Source organism: Allobosea sp. Root670 (assembly GCF_001429415.1).
GTDB lineage: Bacteria > Pseudomonadota > Alphaproteobacteria > Rhizobiales > Beijerinckiaceae > Allobosea > Allobosea robiniae.
In genome coordinates this window covers 63129-84275 of the sequence record NZ_LMJU01000020.1, presented here as the reverse complement: position 1 = coordinate 84275, position 21147 = coordinate 63129, and the positions used below count along the sequence as shown (strand labels likewise).

Genomic DNA, 21147 nt, shown 5'->3' with positions numbered 1-21147 from the left:
CCGTGTCAGTTCTTGCTGCCCTCGAGCTGGGCCTTGAGGGCCGCGAGCTTGGCGAAGGGCGAATCCGGGTCCGGCTCGCGATTGGCCGGGCGCGGACGCGGCGCCTGCTGGAAACGCTCGGCACCACCGCCCCGCTCCTCGCGCCGCGGACCGCCAGGGCGGCCGTCGCGCTTGAAATCGGGGCGCGGACCACGATTGCCTTCAGGCCGGCCCTGCCGCTGGTCGTCGCGGCGGGGGCGCTCGCCCTGGCGCTCCTGGCGCTGTGCCGGTGCGCCCTCGCCGCCGGCGGCGGCTGCCGGCCGGTTGTCGGGCCGCCCGTCGCGACGCGGACCGCCGGGGCGGCCTTCGCGCTGCGGCCGGTCGCCACCACGGCGCTCGCCGCCCTCGCGACGCGGCTCGCCATCGCGGCGGCCACGCGGATTGCCCTGCTCGGGCCGGCGCCCGCCCTGGTGACGATGCGGCCGCCAGACCTCGATCAGTTCGGGCTCGGCAGGAGCTGCGTCGGCAACAGGGGTTTCCGTGGCAGAAGCTTCGGCAAGCGCCGGCTCCTCGGCAGCAGCAGCCGGCAGCGCGACCATCGCATCGGCCGGCACCGGCTCGCGCACCGTGTCCAGCTCGGCTTCGGTCAGGATCGGCGTATCCGCCGTCTCGACCGCGGGCGCTTCGACGACAACAGCCTCGCCTTCCGCCGGAGCATCCTCGTTCAGCGCAGCCGCCGGCTCGCTCGAGCCTTCGGCCCCGGCAGCGGGCTCAGCCTCAGTCTGCGCGGTTGCGACTTCACCCTCCGTGGCGGCGCCCTCAGTACCAGCTTCTGCCGCTGGGGCCATGACAGGCTGGGCCGGCTCGGTCGCAGCCGGGGGCGGCGCCAGCGGCACGGTGATCGCAGGCCCCGGACGCTTCACCGAGACATAGCCCAGCGAACGCAGGATCGAGGCGAAATCCTCGCCGGCGCAGCCGACGAGCGAAGTCATCGCGCCCGTGGCGACAAAGCCGTCCTGATCGGCGGCGCCGGTGGGCGGCACCCCTTGCGTGACGCCGGGGCGATAGGCGATCGCCGGACGGATGAGGTCGGCGAGGCGCTCCAGGATATCGACGCGCACCGCCCGCTCGCCGCAGACGCGGTACCCGGCAGCGCGGTAGAGCCCCTTCGGCACGGCCTTGTCGACCGGGAAGGAAGTACGGCCGGACGCCGCCAGATGCGCGATGTCGTCGAGCCCGGCCGTCTCCGGCCCGCCATGCTTCAGCGCCCAGAGCTGGGCGGCGAGCGCACGCGGCGCGGGCTTCAGCAGCGCCGGCATATAGATGTGGAAAGCACCGAAACGAATGCCGAGCTGGCGTAGCGCCGCACGGCCCTCCTGGTCGAGCGCCTTCATCTCGTCACCGACCTTGGCGCGTTCGAGCACGCCCAGCGCCTCGGCCGCCTGATAGGCGATGCCTCGCGCAATGCCGGTGACGTTCTCGGCCGCTTCCAGAATCTGGACCGCGCCGAGCAGGCGGGTGACGTGATTCTTCAGCCAGAGATTGAGCCGGCCCTCGACCTGCTCGCGTGCGGGGCCGGTGAGATGCTCTTCCACCAGCAGGCGCAGCCGTGGCTCGAGCACCTTCTCGCCGGCCGTCAGGCGCGCGACCGGCTCGCCGGTCCAGCGCACCAGCCCGTCATGCGAGAGCAGGAAGGCATCGTCGCCCGCCAGCACGACGCGCGCCGCCCTCGCCTCGATCTCGGAGCCGAGCGCCTTCATCGCCGCCAGGTTCAGGGCCTTGACCTCCGGCCCCCCGGCCTTCGGATCCGCCGTAAAGCGGAAGCCCTGCAGCATCCCCACATGCTGGCCCTCGACGAGCACGTCGCCCGTCGCGGTGACCTCAGCCTCCAACATCGCATTCTCCCGCAAGCGGCGCATCAGGACACTGGTGCGCCGATCGACAAATCGGTGGGCCAGACGCTCGTGCAGAGCATCCGACAGCTTGTCCTCTACAAGACGCGCCATGCCCTGCCAATGCTCTGGATCAGGTAACCAGTCGGGACGATTGGCGACGAAGGTCCAGGTCCGGACCTGCGCGATCCGCGCCGAGAGCGTATCGATCTCGCCATCGGTCCGGTCGAGCGCAGCCAGCTGCGCCGCATACCAGTCGGCATCGAGCCGGCCATGGCGCATCAGCCTGAGATACAGCGTCGTCGCGAGATCGGCATGCTGCATCGGCGAAATCTTGCGGTAATCCGGCAGACCGCAGACCTCCCAGAGCCGCTCGACGCCGGCGCGGCCCTGCGCCAAGCGTACAATATCCGGGTCCTTCGCCAGGATTTCCAGCGTCGACATGTCCTCTGCGATCAGTGCGCGCGTCAGCCCCTGTTCGGATGGCTGGAGGTTGAGCGTCTCGAGCAGGCCGCCGATCGAGCGCAGGTCGAGATCGGAATTGCGCCACTGCATCTGGCGGATCGGCTCGAAGCGGTGATTCTCGATCGCGTCGACCAGTTCCGCGTCGAAAGGCGGGCAGCGCCCGCTGGTGCCGAAGGTGCCGTCGCGCAGATGCCGCCCGGCACGCCCGGCGATCTGGCCGAACTCAGCCGGGTTGAGCTTGCGGTAATGATGCCCGTCGAATTTCTTGTCGGCGGCGAAGGCGATGTGGTTGACGTCGAGATTGAGCCCCATGCCGATCGCATCGGTCGCGACGAGATAATCGACATCGCCGGACTGGTAGATCTCGACCTGGGCGTTGCGGGTCCGCGGCGAGAGAGCGCCCAGCACCACGGCCGCCCCGCCCTTCTGCCGGCGGATCAGTTCTGCGATGGCATAGACCTCCTCGACCGAGAAGGCGACGATGGCCGAGCGCGGCGGCAGGCGCGTGATCTTGCGATCACCGGCGAAGGTCAGGTTCGACAGGCGCGGGCGCGTGACGACGTTCACGCCGGGCATGAGCTGCTCGATCAGCGGACGCATCGTCGCAGCGCCGATCAGCATGGTCTCGGCCCGGCCTCGCCGGTTGAGCAGGCGGTCGGTGAAGACATGGCCGCGGTCGAGATCGGAAGCGAGCTGGATCTCGTCGATCGCCACGAAATCGACGGCAAGGTCACGCGGCATCGCCTCGACCGTGCAGACCCAGAAGCGCGGCCGCTCCGGCTTGATCTTCTCCTCGCCGGTGACGAGCGCGACGGCCTCGGGGCCGACCTTGTCGACGACGCGCTGATAGACCTCGCGCGCGAGCAAGCGGAGCGGCAGCCCGATCATGCCGGTGGGATGGGCGACCATGCGCTCGATGGCGAGATGGGTCTTGCCGGTATTGGTCGGGCCCAGCACGGCCGTGACGCTATTGGCGCGGGCGGCGGGCGGCAGCGAACGGAAAGGAAGCAAGGCGAAGGAGCCGATCAAATCGCCCGCCCATACGGGCGGGAGCGTGGACGGGGTCGATGCAGGTCTTAAGAGCAGGCCTTACAAGAACGAGTCTGGAACGAAGCGGGGCCGAATCGCTGACTCCGGCAGAATCGGGTTTTGTTCCCTTTTCGGAATCCGTGCCCTGGCGGCATGGGCCATGTCGTCATCGCGCCCTCCCGGAATGGCGTGGCAGAGCAGCGCAAAAGCCGCCCGGCAGGAATCCTATTTAAGCCTTTTCAGCCCGGAGACGAGAGGCAAGGCAGATTTCCGATCTGCCCGCGCGCCTCAATGATGAGCGTGGTCGCACTGCCCATGATCGGCCAAGGCCTCGATGATCGCGCAATCGCAAGCCGCGACGCCGCCCGAGCAGGTCGTGGCGATCCGCTCCAGCTCCTTCTCCAGCGAGCGCAATTTCGCGATCTTGTCGCGGACCTCGTCGAGATGGGCGACCGAAATCGCATGCGCCTCGTCGCAAGCCATGCCCGGCGTATCCGAGAGCTTCAGAAGGGTGCGGATGTTCTCGACCGCGAAGCCGAGATCGCGCGCATGCTTGATGAAGGCGAGCCGCTCGGCATGGCGCCGGCCATAGCGGCGCTGATTGCCCTCGGAACGCTCAGGCGGCGGCAGCAGACCGACCTGCTCGTAATAGCGGATGGTCTCGACCTTGACCCCGGTGCGATCGGCCAGCGCGCCGATCGGCATCACGCGCTCGAGCTTACCGGCAGCAGTCATCGCGTCACCTCAAGAAGCTATAGTTCCTATAGCTTCAGATAACCCTGCCCAGCCCGTTTGCAAGCTCGATCAAGCCACGCCCATCGCCAGCAGGTCATGGACATGGACGAGCCCGGCCGGACGATCTTCGGCATCGACCACGATCAGCGCCGTGATCCGGCTGCGGTTGACCAGTTCCAGCGCCTCGACCGCGAGCGTGTCGAGGCCGACGCGGCGCGGATTCACCGTCATGATATCGCGCGCCCTGAGCGAGACCCCACCGCCCATCGCTGCCTTGCGACGCAGATCGCCGTCGGTGACGACACCGGCGAGCTTGCCGTCCAGGTCCATCACCACGGCACAGCCGAAGCCCTTGTCCGAGATCATCGCGATGACGTCGGGCAGCAGCGTGTCCAAACCGATCAGCGGCAAATCGGCACCACGATGCATGATGCTCTCGACGGTCTTAAGCTGTGCACCAAGCTTGCCGCCGGGGTGGTAGACGAAGAAATCCTGCCGCGAGAAGCCGCGCGCCTCCAGCAGCGCCACGGCGAGTGCATCGCCGAGCGCCATCTGCATCGTCGTCGAGGTCGTCGGCGCGAGCCCGTTCGGACAGGCCTCCGTCGCCTTGGGCAGGACGAGCGCGATATCCGCTTCCTTGCCCAATGTGCTCTCGGCATTGGCGGTGATGGCGATCAGCCCGACGCGGAAGCGGCGCGTGTAACCGACGAGCGCGGCGAGTTCGACCGCCTCGCCGGACCAGGACAGCGCGATTACGACATCCTCGGGCTGGACCATGCCGAGATCGCCATGGCTCGCCTCGGCCGGGTGGACGAAATGTGCGGGCGTCCCGGTCGAGGCCAGCGTCGCCGTGAGCTTGCGCCCGACATGGCCGGACTTGCCCATGCCGGAGACGATCACGCGCCCGCTCGAGCCCCGGATCATCGCCACGGCCTCAGTGAAAGGCTGGCCCAGCCCATCCGCTAGGGCGGCATGGAGTGCATCGAGCCCGGCGCGCTCGGTGGCGATGGTGCGGAGGGCGGAATCGCGGATATCGGCTGTCATGCCGCGCGCTGTAGCACGGCGCCATCAGTCATTTCCACCGCCTGTCGACGCAGTCGACCAGTGTTGACGGCTCCTTAACCCTGTTCGTTCTAACTCCATTAACCATGCGCGAAATCCGCGCGCCCCGTCTTCTGGAGCCCTGCGACGCCCGTGTCCGGCCGCGCGACGACCCTGCTTCTGTCCGGAACGGCTTTGGCCGGGCTTGCGCTCGCCCATACGGCGGCGCAGGCACAGCAGATGCCGCGCGGCGATCTCAGGACCGGCACCCCGGCTTACGTCGCGCAGCAGCCGGCAGCTCCCCAGCCCGATCTGACGCCCGCCACCGCCGAGCCGGAAGCCGTCCGCGATCCCGCCGGGCTGGCCCAGCGGCAGGGGTCGGCGGTTTCGGGGCGGCAGCCGCCGCGCGCCAGCCAACCGATCCAGGCGCCGACGCTGCGCGGCGTCACCCAGCGCCAGTTCCGCGCGCCACCGCCCGCTGTCACGGTGCTGCCACCGCCGCCACCTCCCGCTCCCCCACCGCCCCGGCGCCGCCCGGCGAGCGAGGAAGACCCCTATGCCGCGCTCGGCATCCGGATCGGCTCGGTCACCTTGCGTCCCTCGGTCACCAATTCGATCGGCTACGATACCAATCCGCAGCGCACATCGGCTCCGGGCACCAAGGGCTCGGCCTATAGCCGCCACGAGGGCGAACTGGCGATCCAGTCCGACTGGAACGTCCACGAGCTCAAGGGTCAGCTGCGCGGCGGCTACCTCGAATTCTTCCGCGCCAAGGACGCCTCCCGTCCCGATGCCGAGGGCAATCTCGACCTGCGTCTCGATGCGACCCGCGACACCCGCATCCTCCTGGAATCGCGGCTCAAGCTCGACACGCAGCGGCCGGGCTCGCCGGACCTGACCGCCAACGTGACCGGCCGCCCGCAGATCTACCAGTATGGTGCCTCTGCCGGCGTCACGCATGACATCAACCGGCTGCAATTGACGCTGCGCGGTTCGGTCGACCGCAGCGACTACGAGGATGCCCGCCTCTCAAACGGTGCGATGCTGTCGCAGAAGGACCGGAACATGACCCAGTACGGCCTGCGCCTGCGCGCCGCCTACGAGGTCACGCCCGGCTTCAAGCCCTTCGTCCAGGCCGAGATCGACCAGCGCGAGTTCGACGAGAAGAGCGATTCCAGCGGCTATATGCGCTCCTCGAACGGCGTGACCGGGCGCGTCGGCTCGACCTTCGAGATCAGCCGGCAGCTCACCGGCGAGGTCTCGGGCGGCTATCAGGATCGCAAATATGACGATACGCGCCTGAAGAACCTGCGCGGCTTCGTCGGCGATGCCGCGGTGCTGTGGTCGCCGACGCCGTTGACGACCGTGACCCTGCGCGGCGGCGCCGAGCTCGGCGACACCACGATCGCCGGCTCGTCGGGCACGACCGTGCGGCGCGCGACGCTGGAAGTGGCGCATGCCTTGCGCCGCAACCTCACTGTCACCGGCTTCACCAATTTCAGCCGCACCGAATATGACGGCCAGGGCCTGCGCGAGGACTACACCAATGTCGGCGCGCGGCTCGAATACAAGCTGACGCGCACCTTCGCCGTGCGCGCGAGCTTCACCCATGAGCGCCTGAACTCGACAGCGCAGGGCTCGGATTACACCGCGAATGTCTCGCTGGTGGGCTTGAGGGTGCAGTTCTGAAGATGAGCCGTCATGCTCGGGCTTGACCCGAGCATCTCATGACCGGAAGGCGCTGGTTTCCGAGATGGCCGGGTCAGGCCCGGCCATGACGGCCTAGCCTCACTCCATCCCTTCCAGCTCGATGATCATGCCCTCGATCATTCGGAGCCCGATCTGCCAGAAGCCCGGGTCCTTCGCGTCGAGCCCGAAGGGCGCCAGCAGCTCGCCATAAGGCTTGCTGCCGCCGGCCGAGAGCAGCGCGAAATAGCGCTCCTGGAAGCCCTCGGCGGCATTCTGGTAGACGCCGTAGAGCGAGTTCACCAGGCAATCCCCGAAGGCATAGGCATAGACGTAGAAGGGCGAATGGATGAAGTGCGGGATGTAGCACCAATAGGGCTCGTATCCGCTCGACAGCCGGATCGCCGGGCCGAGGCTCTCGGCCTGCACGCTCATCCAGAGCTCGCAGAGCGCCTCCGGCGTCAATTCGCCCTCGCGGCGGGCTTCATGGACCTTGCGCTCGAAGGTATAGAAGGCGATCTGGCGCACGACCGTGTTGATCATGTCCTCGACCTTCGCCGCCAGCATCGCCTTGCGCTGCTTCGGGTCGGAGGTCGTATCGAGCAGCTTGCGGAAGGTCAGCATCTCCCCGAAGACGCTTGCCGTCTCGGCGAGCGTCAGCGGCGTCGGCGCCATCAGGGCTCCGTTCGGCGCCGCCAGCACCTGATGCACGCCGTGCCCCAGCTCATGCGCCAACGTCATCACGTCGCGCGGCTTGCCCTGATAGTTCAGCAGCACATAGGGGTGCGCGGATGGCACGGTCGGGTGAGCAAACGCGCCCGGCGCCTTGCCTGGACGCGGCGGCGCATCGATCCAGCGCTCGTCGAAGAAACGCTTCGCGATCGCCGCCATCTCCGGCGAGAAGGCGCCATAGGCCGAGAGCACGGTCTCGCGCGCTTCGGTCCAGGGAATCGTGCGCTGCTCGACCTGCGGCAGCGGGGCATTGCGGTCCCAGAAATCCAGCTCCTCGCGGCCGAACCACTTCGCCTTCAGGCGATAATAGCGATGCGACAGGCGCGGATAGGCCTCGCGCACGGCAGCGACGAGAGCATCCACCACTTCGCGCTCGACCCGGTTCGCGAGATGGCGGGAATCCGCGACATCCTCGAACTTGCGCCAGCGGTCGGAGATCTCCTTGTCCTTGGCGAGCGTGTTGGTGATCAGCGCGAAGGTGCGAAGCTCCTTGCGGAACACCGTGCTCAGCGCCTCCGCGGCCTTGCGCCTGACCTCGCCATCGCTGTCCTGCAGCTTGTTGAGCGTGAGTTCGAGCGTCAGCTCCTCGCCATCGACGGTGAAGCGCAGCGAGGCGATGGTCTCATCGAAGAGCCGGTTCCAGGCTGCCGCCCCCGTCATCGATTTCTCGTGGAACAGCGCTTCGATCCGGTCGTCCAGCTGGTGTGGCTTGTCCTTGGCAAGGTCTTCGAGCCAGGGCTTCCAGTGCGAAAGCGGCGCCTGGCCTGCGACCTTCGCCAGCAGGTCCGGCTCGATCCGGTTCAGCTCCAGCTCGAAGAACAGGAGTTCGGTGATCGCGGCGTTGAGCTTGTCCTGCGTGTCGCCATAGAACTTGGCGCGCTGCGGATCGGTGGTATCGCCAGAATAGACCAGGCCGGCATAGGCGCCGATCCGGCCGAGCCGGTCGCTCAGGCCCTCATAGCTCTTGACTGCTGCGGCCAGCGTCTCGCTGCCGTCAGGCGCGGCGGCTAGGTCGCCGAGCTTGCCGCGATAGCGGCCGGCCAGCGCCTGCGCCTCGGCAAGCCCGCGCTCCAGATCGCCCTTGAACTCCTGTGATTCGATGCCGGGATAGAGATGGGTCAGGTCCCATTCCGGCAGGTCGCCGGTAGCCTGGACCGATTTCGCCGCCCCCGCCTTTGTGGCGGAACGCCGGACGGTTTCATGAAAACCCATTCGCTCGATACCTCCGCGCACTGAAACAAGCCCATCCATAGGCCGGCACGGGCCCGGGGATCAACGGCGGCTGTTCGTCACCCCGACGACCGGCCCCGGCTTAAACCCCCGCTTAACTCTTCTGGCCGACCATGCCCCAGAACGAAACAGGCGATTCCGCCGACGCCCAAGATTTCTTTCATATTGCCCGGGCCTTCGAGGTGCCATGACCGACACCGTCCTCATCGTCGACGACGATCCCGTCCAGCGCCGCCTGCTCGACGCCATGCTCAAGCGCTTCGGCTATGACGTCGCGACTGCCGAGAACGGCGAAGCGGCACTTACCCTGCTCGGCGCGCCCGAAGGCGAGCGCTTCAATGCCGTCGTCCTCGATCTCAACATGCCCGGCCTCGACGGCATGGGCGTGCTGGCGGCGTTGCGTGAGCGCGGCAGCGAGCTCCCCGTCATCGTCCAGACCGCCAACGGCTCGATCGAGACCGTGGTCACCGCGATGCGGGCCGGCGCCGTCGATTTCGTGGTCAAGCCCGTCGGCGCCGAGCGCCTGCAGGTCTCGCTGCGCAATGCCCTCAAGCTCGGCGCGCTCGAACACGAATTGCGCCATATCAAGCGCCGCGCCTCGAACACGCTGGGCTTCCGCGACCTCGCCACCAAGAGCCCGGACATGGCCCGCGTCGTCCGGCTGGCGGAGCGCGCAGCGAAATCGAACATCCCGATCCTGATCGAGGGCGAATCCGGCGTCGGCAAGGAAGTGCTGGCGCGCGCGATCCAGGGCTCCAGCGACCGCAAGGGCAAGCCTTTCGTCACCGTGAATTGCGGTGCGATCCCGCATAACCTCGTCGAATCCATCCTGTTCGGCCACGAGAAAGGCGCCTTCACCGGCGCGACCGAGCGTCATCTCGGCAAGTTCGTCGAGGCCAATGGCGGCACGCTCTTCCTCGACGAGGTCGGCGAATTGCCGCTCGACGCGCAGGTCAAGCTGCTGCGCGCCATCCAGGAGGGTGAGGTCGATCCCGTCGGCGGCAAGAAATCGGTGCGCGTCGACATCCGGCTGATCTCGGCGACCAACAAGAGCCTGCTCGATCAGGTGAAGCGCGGCGAGTTCCGCGAGGACCTGTATTACCGCCTCAACGTCTTCCCGATCACGCTGCCGCCCCTGCGCCAGCGCCGCGAGGACATCGTCGATCTGGCGCGGGGCTTCCTCGCCCGCTTCGCCGCCGAGGAAGGCCGCAAGCTCACGGGGTTCACAGCCGAGGCGGCCGCCCTGATCACCGGCTATGACTGGCCGGGCAATGTCCGCCAGCTCGAGAACGCCGTGTTCCGCGCCGTCGTCCTGGCCGATGGTCCCGAGCTCGACATCACCGAATTCCCGCAGATCGCTGCGCAGATGGACGGCTACGAGGTCCGGATTCCGCCGGCCCCCGCTCCGCTGGCCCGCATCGACCAAAGCGAGCCACCGCCACGCATCATCCAGATGCCGGTACGCGACCCCAACGCCCTCGACATGGTCGCCGGCTCCGACATGCGCAAGCTCGACGATCTCGAACGGGAGATCATCACCTTCGCGCTCGCGCATTACCGCGGCCATATGTCCGAGGTGTCGCGCAAGCTCGGCATCGGCCGCTCGACGCTCTACCGCAAGCTCAAGGATTACGGGCTGATCGAGAGCGAATCCAACGGCGACGAAACCGACGCGGCCTGAGCTGCAACGAACCGAATGGGGCGGTCTGTTGCACCGCCGCATCTTGTCTCAACCAACCGAGTCACGCAGAACTGGCGTCATTCGGCAGCAATCGGGATAGCGACCATGCGTCCTCGCCATTGGGCGAAACTGACCTCGGCATCCGCCTTGGCCATCATCCTGGGATGCCTCCCGCTCCGCGCCGAGACCCCTGCCGCAACCGATGCAACGCTCGGCATCCCGCTGCCCGAGCAGCCGGAACTCAGGCTGTCCGACGTCGCGCCATCGACCGCCCCGGCGCAGGCCGCGACCGCGCCTTCCGCTGACGCCGAGATCGTCACCGGTACGGTCACAACCGGCAACCGGCCGCTGGATCCGGCCAGACAGGATGCCGCCTCCCCGCTCGATAGCGAGGAGCCGCTCACGCTCGATATCCCCGCGGTCGAGATGCCGGCGGCCGATCCGGCCCTGACCCCCGTCGTCAAATCCCCCGAACCGGTCGAGACCGCCCCGCAGTCTGGCCCCCTGCGCACCGTCGAGCCGCTGGTGCCGCTGCCGGAGATGCCGAAGGTCGTTGTCGAGGTACCGCCGGGTTCCGAGTTTGCGGCAGCCGTCGCAGCCGCCCTGCCGGATGCGCTGACGCTGCGCCGCCTCGGCGAGCGCGAACGCAATGAGATCGTCGCCGCCTATCAGGCCAATGAGAACCGTCCTTTCTGGGTCGGGGGCAAGGGCTGGAACGAGGCCGGCAAGCTTATCGCGACGCAGCTCGGCCGCGCCGCCGAGGACGGCCTGCGCCCGAACGACTACCCCCTCCCCGTCTTCGAGGCGAGCGACAAGGCCAGGCTCGCCGAGGCCGATATCCGCCTCTCCGCGCTGGCCGTGCTCTATGCGCGCGACGCCCGCGGCGGCCGCCTCAACCCGCGCCAGCTCTCCAAGCTGATCACGCCGACGCTCTACCTGCCCTCCGCGACCGAGGTGCTCTCGGAGCTCGCGGGCGCCGCTGACGCCGACGCCGTGCTCGCCGCCTACAATCCGCCCCACGAGCAGTACCGCCGCCTCAAGGCCAAGCTCGCGGAGATGCGCGAGCATCTCGACGACACGCCGCTGGTCCGGATTCCCGCCGGCCCGCCGCTCAAGCTCGGCATGCGCGACGAGCGCGTGGCGCTGGTGCGCGCGCGTCTCGGCCTTGGGCCCAGCGAGGAGCCGGTCTTCGATCGCTCCACCGCGCTGGCCTTGGCCGATTTCCAGAAGAAGGCCGGCCTGCCGGCCAACGGCATCCTCAGCGAGCGCACGCTGGCCGCTCTCGGCAAGCCCGCGAGCGCGCGCGGCGAGGAGGACATCATCGCCCAGATGGAGCGCTGGCGCTGGCTGCCGCCCGATCTCGGCACCGACCACATCATCGCCAACGTGCCGGAGATGCGGGTGCGCGTCATCCGCTCCGGCAAGGTCGTGCACGAGACCCGCGCCATCATCGGCAAGCCGGATTCGGCGACGCCCATCTTCTCGCACAAGATGGACCACGTCATCGTCAACCCGTCGTGGTACGTGCCGCCCTCGATCCTGAAGAAGGAATTCCTGCCCGGTCTCGCAGCCGATCCGAACTATGCCGCCAAGCGCGGCTATATCGTCACCCGCACCAAGAGCGGCGGCATTTCGGTGCGCCAGCCGCCGGGCGAGCGCAACGCGCTCGGCTGGATCAAGTTCATGTTCCCGAACGAGCACGCGGTCTATCTGCACGACACGCCCAACCGCCGCCTGTTCGCTGGGGAAAGACGGGCGCTCAGCCACGGTTGCGTGCGCGTCGAGAACCCGTTCGCGCTGGCCGACCAGGTGCTCGGCCCGGAATGGACGCATGAGCGCCTGAAGCGCCTGATCGGCAAGGGCGAGCGTCGGATCAACCTGCCGCAGCCGCTACCGATCCACCTCGTCTACAACACCATCGTCGTCGGCGATCATGGGCAGATCCACCGCTTCGACGATGTCTACGGTTTCCACAGGCTGGTCAGGCAGGCCCTGGAGCATCAGGGCGGTTGAATGGGGGCCCGCTCGCGGCGGGCTCCATTTCGCCATGATCCCTCTTTAGCCACCTTGCCTGGGAAATTCTTGGCGCGGCGATTGCCGGCTCGCTAACGAGTCGTTAACGCTTCTCCGCAACTGTTCGTTCACGTTTACCACGCCGCTTCGGCGGGGCACCGAGACGGGTCAGACAGATTGGGCAGAACAACCGCCACGCTTGCAGGATGCGCGCCGTCCGGCACGAAGCCAGCCGCGCGACATGCGCTGGCGCTCGGCTTGGCCCTGGCCGCATCGCTCATCGGCGTCCGCGGTACGCAGAACGCCGTCGCCAATGGCGACACCCGCACCATCACCATCCTGCACATGCACACGAAGGAAGAGACGACCGTCACCTTCAAGCGTGACGGTCGCTATGATTCGGCTGCGCTGGAGAAGCTGAACTGGGCCTTGCGCGACTGGCGCACCGACGAGCCGACCCGCATGGACCCGCGGCTCTTCGACGTCATCTGGGAAGTCCAGCGCCAGCTCGGCTCCGAACAGCCCTTCCATGTCGTGTCTTCCTATCGCGCGCCCGGCACCAACGCGATGCTGCGCCGCCGCTCGCGCGCCGTCGCCAAGCACAGCCAGCACATGCTCGGCAAGGCGCTGGATTTCTACCTGCCGGATACGCCGACGGCCCGCATTCGCGAGGTCGGCATGCGGCTCCAGCGCGGCGGCGTCGGCTTCTATCCGAACGCACACACGCCCTTCGTCCATCTCGATGTCGGTTCGGTCAGGTCCTGGCCGCGCATGACCCGCGATCAGCTCGTGCGTCTCTTCCCGGACCAGAAGACCGTGCACCTGCCGGCCGACGGGCAGCCGCTGGCCGGCTACGATCTCGCCAGGGCCGAGATTCTCTCCGGCGGCGGTGCCGTTGCCGGCTATGCCACCGCCGATCTCGACGAAGGCGCCGTCATCGCGTCGGGCCGCAAGAGCCTCTGGGCCTCGCTGTTCGGCGGCGACGACGAAGAGGCCGATGCCCGCCCGGCAGCGCGCGGCCGGCGCGGTGCCCCGCGCCAGCAGCCGACGGTCATGGCCTATGCCAACACGGGCTACAACGACGGCAATTCGGCGGATGGCGGCCGCTTCGCCGTCGCCATGGCACCGGCTGCCGACTCCGTGACGCGCGAGCGCTCGCAACGCCTGGCACCGCGGATCACGACGGCGCCGCCACAACAGCCCCCCGCCCCGGAACCCGCGCCCCAACCGGCCGTGGCCGCTGCCGCACCGCCGCGCGCGCAGGAGAACCGGCCGCAACTGATCGATGCGCCACTGCCGCTGGCGCGGCCGCGCGGCCTGCCCGTGCCCGCCGATGACGGCGCTCCCGTCCAGATTGCCGCCCTGCCTTCGGCCGGCGGCGCGCTCGCCTTCGCCCCGCAGCCCGACCAGAAACTGGTGCTCGCGTCCCTGCCGCCGCGCCGCCCCGGCGAGGTCGCCGGCCCGAGCGAGATCGTCGTGGCCGGCCAGCCCACCAACGCCCCGCTGCCGCCGATGCGACCGACGGCCCTGGCCGATGCAGCCATCGCTTCGCTGCGCGGCACCGGCGCTCCCGAATCACCCCTCGCCCAGGCCTCCGAGGGGCGCCTCGTCACCGCTTCGCTGCCGCCGGTGCGCCCGCGCGAGGGCGGCGTCAGCTTCGCGACCGCGACTCAGCGCTCCGTTCCGGTCCCGGAAGCGGAAGAGCCCGAGGACGCGGCCGACATGGACCGTGGCGGCTTGAATTCCCTGTTCGCCGCGGTCTCCCGCACCGGCAGGGCGCCCGGCAAGCCGGTGAATGTCGCGACAGCCCGCGCCCGCGCAGCCGGACCGTCGGGCGCTCCGATCGCCGGCCCGAGCCCGGCGGCGGCGCTGGGCTTCAGCCATGCCGACCCGCTCGACGCCAAGCCCGGCACCTTCACCGGCCCGGCCGTCCGCCCGCTGCCGACGAATTTCGTCCAGAACTGAATTCTATTCCCGGTCGATCGGCCAGGTCTTGAACACGTCCAGCGCCTCGCAGGCACGCGCCTGCTCGGCCAGGGCCGGCCAGCGCTCCTCGGGAGCGAATTCCGGAATCACGAAGCGGCAGAAGCCCCAGGCGATGGCCGCGGCGATATCGCTCGGCAGCAATTCCGGCCCGGCCGTCAGCTCGCCCTCCTTGGCCGCCGCGTCGAGCAGGTCGAGAGCGACGTGCAACTGGGCGACGATGCGCTCCTGCCACGGCGCATAGCGCTGTGCCTCCGGGCGCTTGCGCTCGTATTCGATCGAGACCGCCTTGTCGGCGGCGACGATCCCGATGCCGGTCAGCGCCAGATCGCGCCGCCGCGCCACGCCTTCGATCGGGCGCAGCGAGCGGCCGGCGACATCCTCGAAATGCTGGATGATCAGCAGGGATTCGCTGATGGCGATGCCGTCATCGGTCACCAGCGTCGGCGCCTTGATCAGCGGATTGATCGCCCGGAATTCCGCCATGTGCCGGAACACCGAGACCGAGCGATGCTCGAACGGCACCTCCAGCAACGTCCCCGTGATCGCCGCGCGGCGGACATAGGGGCTATCCAGCATTCCGACGAGCAGCATCGCGACCTCCGTTTCAGCACGGCGGCAGAGTGCCGAAACCCCGCTACAAAGCCACGCGAATTCGCGTGATGCGCGGGATCACGCCGCTTGATGCTCGCGGGCGGCGGCTGGCGTGAGCTGTTCGCTCAGCGGCTCGTCCAGCCTCAGGCCCCGCTGATGCGCCTCCATCTGGCAGGGGTCCCAATAGGGCGTGCCGCCGAAACGCTCGACCAGCAGGTCGATCAGCACCCGGACCTTTCCGGGGACATAGGCGCCGGGCGGACGCACGACATAGAGCGCCCGCGTCGGCATCGGATAATCCAGCAGGATCGGCTCGACGGCGCCGGAACGGATCGCATCCGAGGCGATGAAGGTCGGCAGCACGGTCAGCCCGAGCCCCGCCACGGCCCAGGACAGCAGCGTGTCGCCGCTATCGGAACGCATGCGCCCGGGCGGGCGCACCGTGATCCAGCGTTTCCCGGTACGGAACCCCCAGTCCTGATCGTTCATGCCGCTATAGAGCAGGCAGTCATGATCATTGAGATCGGCGGGAATCGCCGGACGGCCGCGCCGCGCGAAATAGTCCGGGCTGCCGACGACCGTCGCGTGGACCGGCGCGATCTTCCGGGCGATCAGGCTGGAATCCTTGAGCGAGCCGATCCGGATCGCGGCATCGAAGCGCTCGCCGATCAGGTCGACATAGCGGTCGCTCGCCTGCACATCGATTTCGAGCCGCGGATAGAGCTGCGCGATCTCGCCCAGCAGCGGCGCGACATGCCTGTTGCCGAAGGTCATCGGCATGGCCAGCCGCAACCGCCCGGCGACGCCGCCGGCCCGCTGCGCCACCGCCTCCCGCGCCTCGTCGAGTTCGGCCAGGATGCGCTCGCTGCGCGCCTTGAATTCGAGCCCGGCCTCGGTCGGAGCAACCCCGCGCGTCGTGCGGCTGAGCAATCTTGTGCCGAGCTCCTCCTCCAGCCGGCTCACGCGCCGGCTGACGATCGATTTCGCCACGCCCAGGCTCTGCGCCGCCCGGCCGAAACCGCCGGCATCGACCACGGCGATGAAGCTTCGGATATCGTCGAGCTCCGCCATCGGCGTTCCTCCGTCAGCAACAGTCTGGTGCCCATTATGAGGGTTCTGATGCGGGAAGTGAACCGCTACCTCTCCACCATCAGATATCGAGCCCTGCTTTCGCCGAAAGGCGCACGGGGCCGGGTTCGAAAAGCCGACCCGCCTCCTTGGCTTGCCGGCGACACGCATTCAAGGACGAGGAAGACATGCTCGACAAACTCAAGAAGCGCCGCACGCAATACGCTCTCGGCAAGAAGCTGCCGGTTTCCGAAGCTCAGGTGGATGGCTTGGTCAGAGAGGCGATCCGCCTGTCGCCCTCCAGCTTCAATTCGCAGAGCTCCCGCGCCGTCATCCTCTTCGGCAAGGAGAGCGACAAGTTCTGGAACATCGCCAAGGAGGCGCTTCGCGCCATCGTGCCGGCCGCCGATTTCGAGGGGACGAGCAAGAAGATCGACAGCTTCGCGAGCGGTGCCGGGACGGTGCTGTTCTACGAGGATCAGGAGCCGGTGCAGACGCTCCAGACCAATTTCCCGCTATACGCGCACAACTTCCCGATCTGGTCCGAACATTCGACCGGCATGGCGCAGTTGGCGGTCTGGACCGCGCTTGCCGATGCCGGCATCGGCGCAAGCCTGCAGCACTACCATCCGCTCGTCGACGCGGAGGCCGCCAAGGCATGGAACATCCCGGCATCCTGGAAGCTCACCGCCCAGATGCCTTTCGGCTCCAATGAGGCCGGCTTCGCGGAAAAGACCTTCATCGACGATGAAGTGCGCTTCCGCACCCACGCCTGACCGAGACTGGAAACGCTTGGCGCAGGGCTTCCGAGCCAACGCCGTCGCCCGACGCTCATTCCAACGAAAAGCCCCGCATCGGGAGACCGATGCGGGGCTTTTTCATGCCTGTTCGATAGCCTCTGAGACTGCTTGGCAACTCGCTGCGGTGAGGCGAATGGCGGTGTTTTCGAGAACCGGAGCGGAGCGTACCTTAGTACGTGAGCACCGGAAGCGCAGAAAACGCCGTCAGTCGACCACCGTAGTAGAGGTGCGAAGCGGTCTCAGGCGGTTTCGCCAACGGCCTGCAGGTAGAGGTCGAGGATCGCTTCCTCTTCCTTGCGCTCGTCGAGATCGCGCTTGCGCAGCGCCACGACCTTGCGCAGCACCTTGACGTCGTAGCCGGTGCCCTTGGCCTCGGCATAGACCTCCTTGATGTCGTCGGCGATCGTCTTCTTCTCTTCCTCGAGCCGCTCGATGCGCTCGACGATGCTCTTCAGCTGGTCGCCAGCAACCGGATCGTCCATCTGATAACCTTCTCGGTACGAAATTGGCCGGCAGCGTTCGCCCGGATCGGGCCCGCCCGTCAAGACTGAACTGGCCTTCGCCCCGCCGATCTCAACAGTCCTGATGCCGCATCGCCGCAACCGACCGTTCGGTTGGCAACGAGGTCCGTTCAAAAAGTATGATTACATCGCCAGACGGCTGATGACGCCGCCACGCGCCCGACCTACAAAGGAAGCGAACAGGCTCGCCGCAAAGCGGCACAGAACGCAGGGAGTCGCGGGGCGTGCCGCAGTCCATCACCACGACCGAAACGATGCGCGCGACCGCACGCGCGATCTTCGATGCCGCCGTCGCCCGCGCCCATCCCTCGGGCTGCCTGCCGCAACACCTGCCCTCAGCCCCCGCAACCGGGCGCCTGATCCTGCTCGCCGCCGGCAAGGCCGCCGGCAGCATGACGGCACTGGCCGAAGCGCATTATCTCGACCAGGGCTTCCCGCGCGAGCGCCTGTCCGGCCATGCCGTCGCCCGGCACGGCTACACCGCCCCGACCCGGCATATCCCGATGGTCGCAGCCGGCCACCCTGTCCCCGATCAGGGCAGCATCGACAGCGCCGAACGCGCGCTCGCGCTCGCCGCCTCCGCAACGGAAGGCGACCTCATGCTCGTGCTGCTCTCGGGCGGCGGCTCGGCGAACTGGGTCGCCCCGGCCGGCGGGCTCACGCTCGCCGAGAAGCAGGCGGTCAACAAGGCTTTGCTGCGCTCCGGCGCCCCGATCGGCGAGATGAACATCGTCCGCAAGCGGCTGTCGCGGATCAAGGGCGGCCGGCTCGCGCTCGCCGCCGCCCCGGCGCGCGTCCTCACCCTCGCCATTTCCGACGTGCCCGGCGACGAGCCGGCCGCGATCGCCTCCGGCCCGACCGTCGCCGACCCCAGCACGACCGCCGAGGCCCGCGCCATCGTCGCCCGCTACGGGCTCGACCTGCCGCCGGCCGCCCGCAACCTGCTCGATGATCCCGCAAACGAGACGCCGAAGCCCGGCCACCCCGCTTTCGCCAACAGCGAATTCCGCATCATCGCCCGCCCGGCCGATGGAATGGCGGCAGCGCGCGCGGCGGCAGAGGCCGCCGGCTATGCGGTGCACGATCTCGGCGCCGATCTCGAAGGCGAGGCGCGTGACGTCGCCGCCGCCCATGCCGAACTCGCCCGGCGCCTGAAGCGGGAGGGCAAGCGCAGCGCCATCCTCTCCGGCGGGGAGCTCACCGTGACCCTGCGCGGCTCCGGCCGCGGCGGCCCGAACCAGGAATATGCGCTGGCGCTCGCCATCGCATTGGCCGGCGAACCCGGCATCGTCGCGCTCGCCGGCGACACCGACGGCACCGATGGCGGCGGCGGCGAGGCCACCGACCCGGCCGGCGCCCTGGTCGATCCCCAGACTTTGGCCCGCGCCGCCGAGATCGGCCTTGATCCCGCCCGATCCCTCGCCGACAACGATTCGACCGGCTTCTTCGAAGCGCTCGGCGATTTGCTGCAGCCGGGACCGACACTGACCAATATCAACGATTGCCGCGTGATCCTGATCGAACCGTGAGAATGCCGGGCTCTCCTCGAACGGTCCTTCCCCTCGCCTTCTGCGCGGCCGCGTTCCTCGGGAGCGTGGCGCCGGCGAAAGCCGATCTGCGCATGTGCAACACCACGTCGAGCCGCGTCGGCGTCGCGATCGGCTATCGCGATGCGCAGGGCTGGATCACCGAGGGCTGGTGGAACATCAGCCCGCGCGGCTGCGAGACGCTGCTGCGCGGCACGCTGGCGGCACGCTTCTACTATGTCCACGCCCTCGATTACGACAAGGGTGGGGAATGGACCGGCAAATCGGTCATGTGCGTGCGCAACAAGGAATTCACGATCCGGGGCATCGAGGATTGCCTGGCCCGCGGCTATGACCGCGCCGGCTTCTTCGAGGTCGATACCGGCGAGCAGAAGAGCTGGACGATCCAGCTCACCGATACCGGCAGCGGCGCGCCGCGGCCCTGACCGGCTTACGCGGGGCCATGGTCTCGGCATAAGGTGACGATCGACGCGAGGCCTGGCCGGGCCTGCGGACAAGAACCGGAAGCGAGGCCCCGGCAACGGGCAGACCGCGCTCCATGATGGATGAAAGGGTGCGGCCGGGGGCGTATGGGCTTGCCGGTCGCAGGGGAAGAGCAATGAAGCGCGAACGCCGGATCAAGATCATCGCCACGCTTGGCCCCGCCTCCGCGACCGAGGAGATGTGCGCAAAACTGTTCGAAGCCGGCGTCGACGTGTTCCGGATCAACATGAGCCACACCCAGCGCGAGACGCTTCAGGAGAAGGTCGCGATGCTGCGCGGTCTGGAGGGCAAGTTCCGCCGTCCGGTCGGCATCCTCGCGGACCTGCAGGGCCCGAAGCTGCGCGTCGGCCAGTTCGGCGGCGACGGCGGCGTCATGCTGGCGAAGGGCGCGCGATTTACGCTCGATTCCGACCCCGCCCCCGGCGATGCCAAGCGCGTCCACCTCCCCCACCCCGAGATCCTGAGCGCGCTCGAGCCCGGCCACCACCTGATCCTCGACGACGGCAAGCTGCGCCTCGTCGTGGAGAAGGCCTCGGACAAGGCCGCCGTGACCAAGGTGTTGATCGGCGGGCGGCTGTCGTCGCGCAAGGGCGTGAGCCTGCCCGACACCACCATCGCCGTCTCGGCCATGACCGAGAAGGACCGCGCCGATGCCGAGGTCGCGGCCGAGGTCGGCGTCGACTGGATCGCGCTCTCCTTCGTGCAGCGGCCCGAGGATATGGCGGACCTGCGCAAGATCGTGCGCGGCCGGGCACTGGCGCTGGCCAAGATCGAGAAGCCGCAGGCCGTCGCGCGCATGGAGGAGATCATCGATGCCTCCGATGCGATCATGGTCGCGCGCGGCGATCTCGGCGTCGAGATGCCGCTGGAGCAGGTGCCGGGCACGCAGAAGCGCCTGACCCGCATGGCCCGCCTCAAGGGCAAGCCCGTCGTGGTCGCCACCCAGATGCTGGAAAGCATGATCACGAGCCCGGTGCCGACCCGCGCCGAGGTCTCCGACGTCGCCACCGCCGTTTTCGAGGGCGCGGATGCGGTCATGCTCTCGGCCGAGAGCGCCGCCGGCCAGTATCCGATCGAGGCGGTGACGATGATGAACCGCATCGCCGAGGAGGTCGAGGGCGATGCGATCTACCGCTCGATCCTCGAATCGCAGCGCAACGAGCCCGAGGCCACCGGCGCCGACGCCATCGCCAAGGCCTCCCACGAGATTGCGGAGACCCTGAACCTCAAGGCGATCTGCGCCTGGACCTCATCGGGCTCGACCGCCTTCCGCATCGCCCGCGAGCGCCCGAACTCGACGGTGATCGCGCTCACCCCCAACCGCGCCACGGCGCGGCGCCTGACGCTGGTCTGGGGCGTGCACGCGATCGTCACCAAGGATGCCAGCGACGCCGACGACATGGCCTTCCGCGCCTGCAAATTCGCGGTGCGCGAGCATTACGCCAAGCTCGGCGACCGGATCATCGTGGTAGCGGGCGTGCCCTTCGGAACGCCCGGCGCGACCAACATGGTCCGCATCGCCTTCGTCGCGCAGGAACATGTTGAGAAGGCGTGAGGCGGGAACGTCATTCTCGGGCGAAGCGTAGCGCAGACCCGAGAATGACGTTCAGGAGAGGCTTCGTAAGACGCGATCGCCCCTCCGGCATGAGATGCTCGGGTCAAGCCCGA

At 68.3% G+C, this 21147-nt stretch carries 15 protein-coding genes; 8 read left to right on the top strand and 7 right to left on the bottom strand.

Annotated elements, in window-relative coordinates:
- Positions 1-5 precede the first annotated feature (5 nt).
- From ASE61_RS24095 to ASE61_RS24085, 3 genes are all read right to left on the bottom strand, one after another.
- On the bottom strand, positions 6-3347 hold the full coding sequence (locus tag ASE61_RS24095) for a helicase-related protein (RefSeq protein ID WP_061971557.1): 3342 nt from the start codon (positions 3345-3347) through the stop codon (positions 6-8).
- 306 nt (positions 3348-3653) lie between these two features.
- The gene (locus tag ASE61_RS24090; protein ID WP_091860771.1) at positions 3654-4073 is read right to left on the bottom strand and encodes a MerR family transcriptional regulator; all 420 of its coding nucleotides are present in this window, start codon (positions 4071-4073) and stop codon (positions 3654-3656) included.
- A gap of 96 nt (positions 4074-4169) precedes the next feature.
- Positions 4170-5144, bottom strand: coding sequence for a KpsF/GutQ family sugar-phosphate isomerase (locus tag ASE61_RS24085; RefSeq protein WP_061971309.1), 975 nt, complete (start codon positions 5142-5144; stop codon positions 4170-4172).
- Positions 5145-5294: 150 nt separating this feature from the next.
- On the opposite strand from ASE61_RS24085, the gene ASE61_RS24080 reads away from it, so the two are divergent.
- A complete protein-coding gene (locus ASE61_RS24080) occupies positions 5295-6830 on the top strand; it encodes an outer membrane beta-barrel protein (protein ID WP_061971307.1) in 1536 nt (511 codons plus the stop codon).
- 99 nt (positions 6831-6929) lie between these two features.
- Here the strand turns inward: ASE61_RS24080 and ASE61_RS24075 are convergent, their stop codons facing one another.
- Positions 6930-8771 (bottom strand): M3 family oligoendopeptidase, encoded by a 1842-nt coding sequence (locus tag ASE61_RS24075; protein ID WP_061971306.1) that lies wholly within the window; start codon positions 8769-8771, stop codon positions 6930-6932.
- Between the two features lie 205 nt (positions 8772-8976).
- Here ASE61_RS24075 and ASE61_RS24070 point away from each other — a divergent pair, with 205 nt between their 5' ends.
- The 3 genes from ASE61_RS24070 to ASE61_RS24060 all read left to right on the top strand — a co-directional run bounded on the left by ASE61_RS24070 (position 8977) and on the right by ASE61_RS24060 (position 14448).
- Complete coding sequence (locus ASE61_RS24070) at positions 8977-10470, top strand: sigma-54-dependent transcriptional regulator (protein WP_061971304.1); 1494 nt, start codon at positions 8977-8979, stop codon at positions 10468-10470.
- 105 nt (positions 10471-10575) lie between these two features.
- Positions 10576-12483: a L,D-transpeptidase family protein gene (locus tag ASE61_RS24065; protein WP_061971303.1), complete on the top strand. Its 1908-nt coding sequence runs from the start codon at positions 10576-10578 to the stop codon at positions 12481-12483.
- Between the two features lie 258 nt (positions 12484-12741).
- Positions 12742-14448, top strand: a complete 1707-nt coding sequence (locus ASE61_RS24060; RefSeq protein WP_061971301.1) for a DUF882 domain-containing protein — start codon at positions 12742-12744, stop codon at positions 14446-14448.
- A gap of 3 nt (positions 14449-14451) precedes the next feature.
- On the opposite strand, the gene ASE61_RS24055 is transcribed toward ASE61_RS24060, so the two are convergent.
- Positions 14452-15060: a glutathione S-transferase family protein gene (locus ASE61_RS24055; RefSeq protein ID WP_061971300.1), complete on the bottom strand. Its 609-nt coding sequence runs from the start codon at positions 15058-15060 to the stop codon at positions 14452-14454.
- 78 nt (positions 15061-15138) lie between these two features.
- Positions 15139-16131 carry a LysR family transcriptional regulator gene (locus ASE61_RS24050; protein ID WP_082617701.1) on the bottom strand — a complete coding sequence of 331 codons (993 nt, stop codon included), beginning with the start codon at positions 16129-16131 and terminating at the stop codon, positions 15139-15141.
- 185 nt (positions 16132-16316) lie between these two features.
- On the opposite strand from ASE61_RS24050, the gene ASE61_RS24045 reads away from it, so the two are divergent.
- Complete coding sequence (locus ASE61_RS24045; RefSeq protein ID WP_061971298.1) at positions 16317-16904, top strand: nitroreductase family protein; 588 nt, start codon at positions 16317-16319, stop codon at positions 16902-16904.
- A 263-nt stretch (positions 16905-17167) separates the two neighbouring features.
- Here ASE61_RS24045 and ASE61_RS24040 read toward each other — a convergent pair whose 3' ends face one another.
- Positions 17168-17410: a DUF2312 domain-containing protein gene (locus tag ASE61_RS24040; RefSeq protein WP_061971296.1), complete on the bottom strand. Its 243-nt coding sequence runs from the start codon at positions 17408-17410 to the stop codon at positions 17168-17170.
- A 293-nt stretch (positions 17411-17703) separates the two neighbouring features.
- Here ASE61_RS24040 and ASE61_RS24035 point away from each other — a divergent pair, with 293 nt between their 5' ends.
- The 3 genes from ASE61_RS24035 (at position 17704) to pyk (ending at position 21034) form a co-directional block, all read left to right on the top strand.
- Positions 17704-18978 (top strand): glycerate kinase, encoded by a 1275-nt coding sequence (locus ASE61_RS24035; RefSeq protein WP_061971553.1) that lies wholly within the window; start codon positions 17704-17706, stop codon positions 18976-18978.
- A 2-nt stretch (positions 18979-18980) separates the two neighbouring features.
- Positions 18981-19421 carry a DUF1036 domain-containing protein gene (locus ASE61_RS24030; protein WP_061971295.1) on the top strand — a complete coding sequence of 147 codons (441 nt, stop codon included), beginning with the start codon at positions 18981-18983 and terminating at the stop codon, positions 19419-19421.
- Positions 19422-19594: 173 nt separating this feature from the next.
- Entirely contained in the window at positions 19595-21034 is a 1440-nt protein-coding gene (gene pyk / locus ASE61_RS24025; protein WP_061971293.1) for a pyruvate kinase, read from the top strand.
- Positions 21035-21147 lie beyond the last annotated feature (113 nt).

Excerpts from the sequence above, each read along its gene's own strand:
- ASE61_RS24085 (WP_061971309.1), bottom strand. The coding sequence starts at position 5,144 with ATGACAGCCGATATCCGCGATTCCGCCCTCCGCACCATCGCCACCGAG.
- ASE61_RS24075 (WP_061971306.1), bottom strand. The coding sequence starts at position 8,771 with ATGGGTTTTCATGAAACCGTCCGGCGTTCCGCCACAAAGGCGGGGGCG.
- ASE61_RS24070 (WP_061971304.1), top strand. The coding sequence starts at position 8,977 with ATGACCGACACCGTCCTCATCGTCGACGACGATCCCGTCCAGCGCCGC.
- ASE61_RS24065 (WP_061971303.1), top strand. The coding sequence starts at position 10,576 with ATGCGTCCTCGCCATTGGGCGAAACTGACCTCGGCATCCGCCTTGGCC.
- ASE61_RS24055 (WP_061971300.1), bottom strand. The coding sequence starts at position 15,060 with ATGCTGCTCGTCGGAATGCTGGATAGCCCCTATGTCCGCCGCGCGGCG.
- ASE61_RS24050 (WP_082617701.1), bottom strand. The coding sequence starts at position 16,131 with ATGGCGGAGCTCGACGATATCCGAAGCTTCATCGCCGTGGTCGATGCC.
- ASE61_RS24045 (WP_061971298.1), top strand. The coding sequence starts at position 16,317 with ATGCTCGACAAACTCAAGAAGCGCCGCACGCAATACGCTCTCGGCAAG.
- ASE61_RS24040 (WP_061971296.1), bottom strand. The coding sequence starts at position 17,410 with ATGGACGATCCGGTTGCTGGCGACCAGCTGAAGAGCATCGTCGAGCGC.
- ASE61_RS24035 (WP_061971553.1), top strand. The coding sequence starts at position 17,704 with ATGCGCGCGACCGCACGCGCGATCTTCGATGCCGCCGTCGCCCGCGCC.
- ASE61_RS24030 (WP_061971295.1), top strand. The coding sequence starts at position 18,981 with ATGCCGGGCTCTCCTCGAACGGTCCTTCCCCTCGCCTTCTGCGCGGCC.
- pyk (WP_061971293.1), top strand. The coding sequence starts at position 19,595 with ATGAAGCGCGAACGCCGGATCAAGATCATCGCCACGCTTGGCCCCGCC.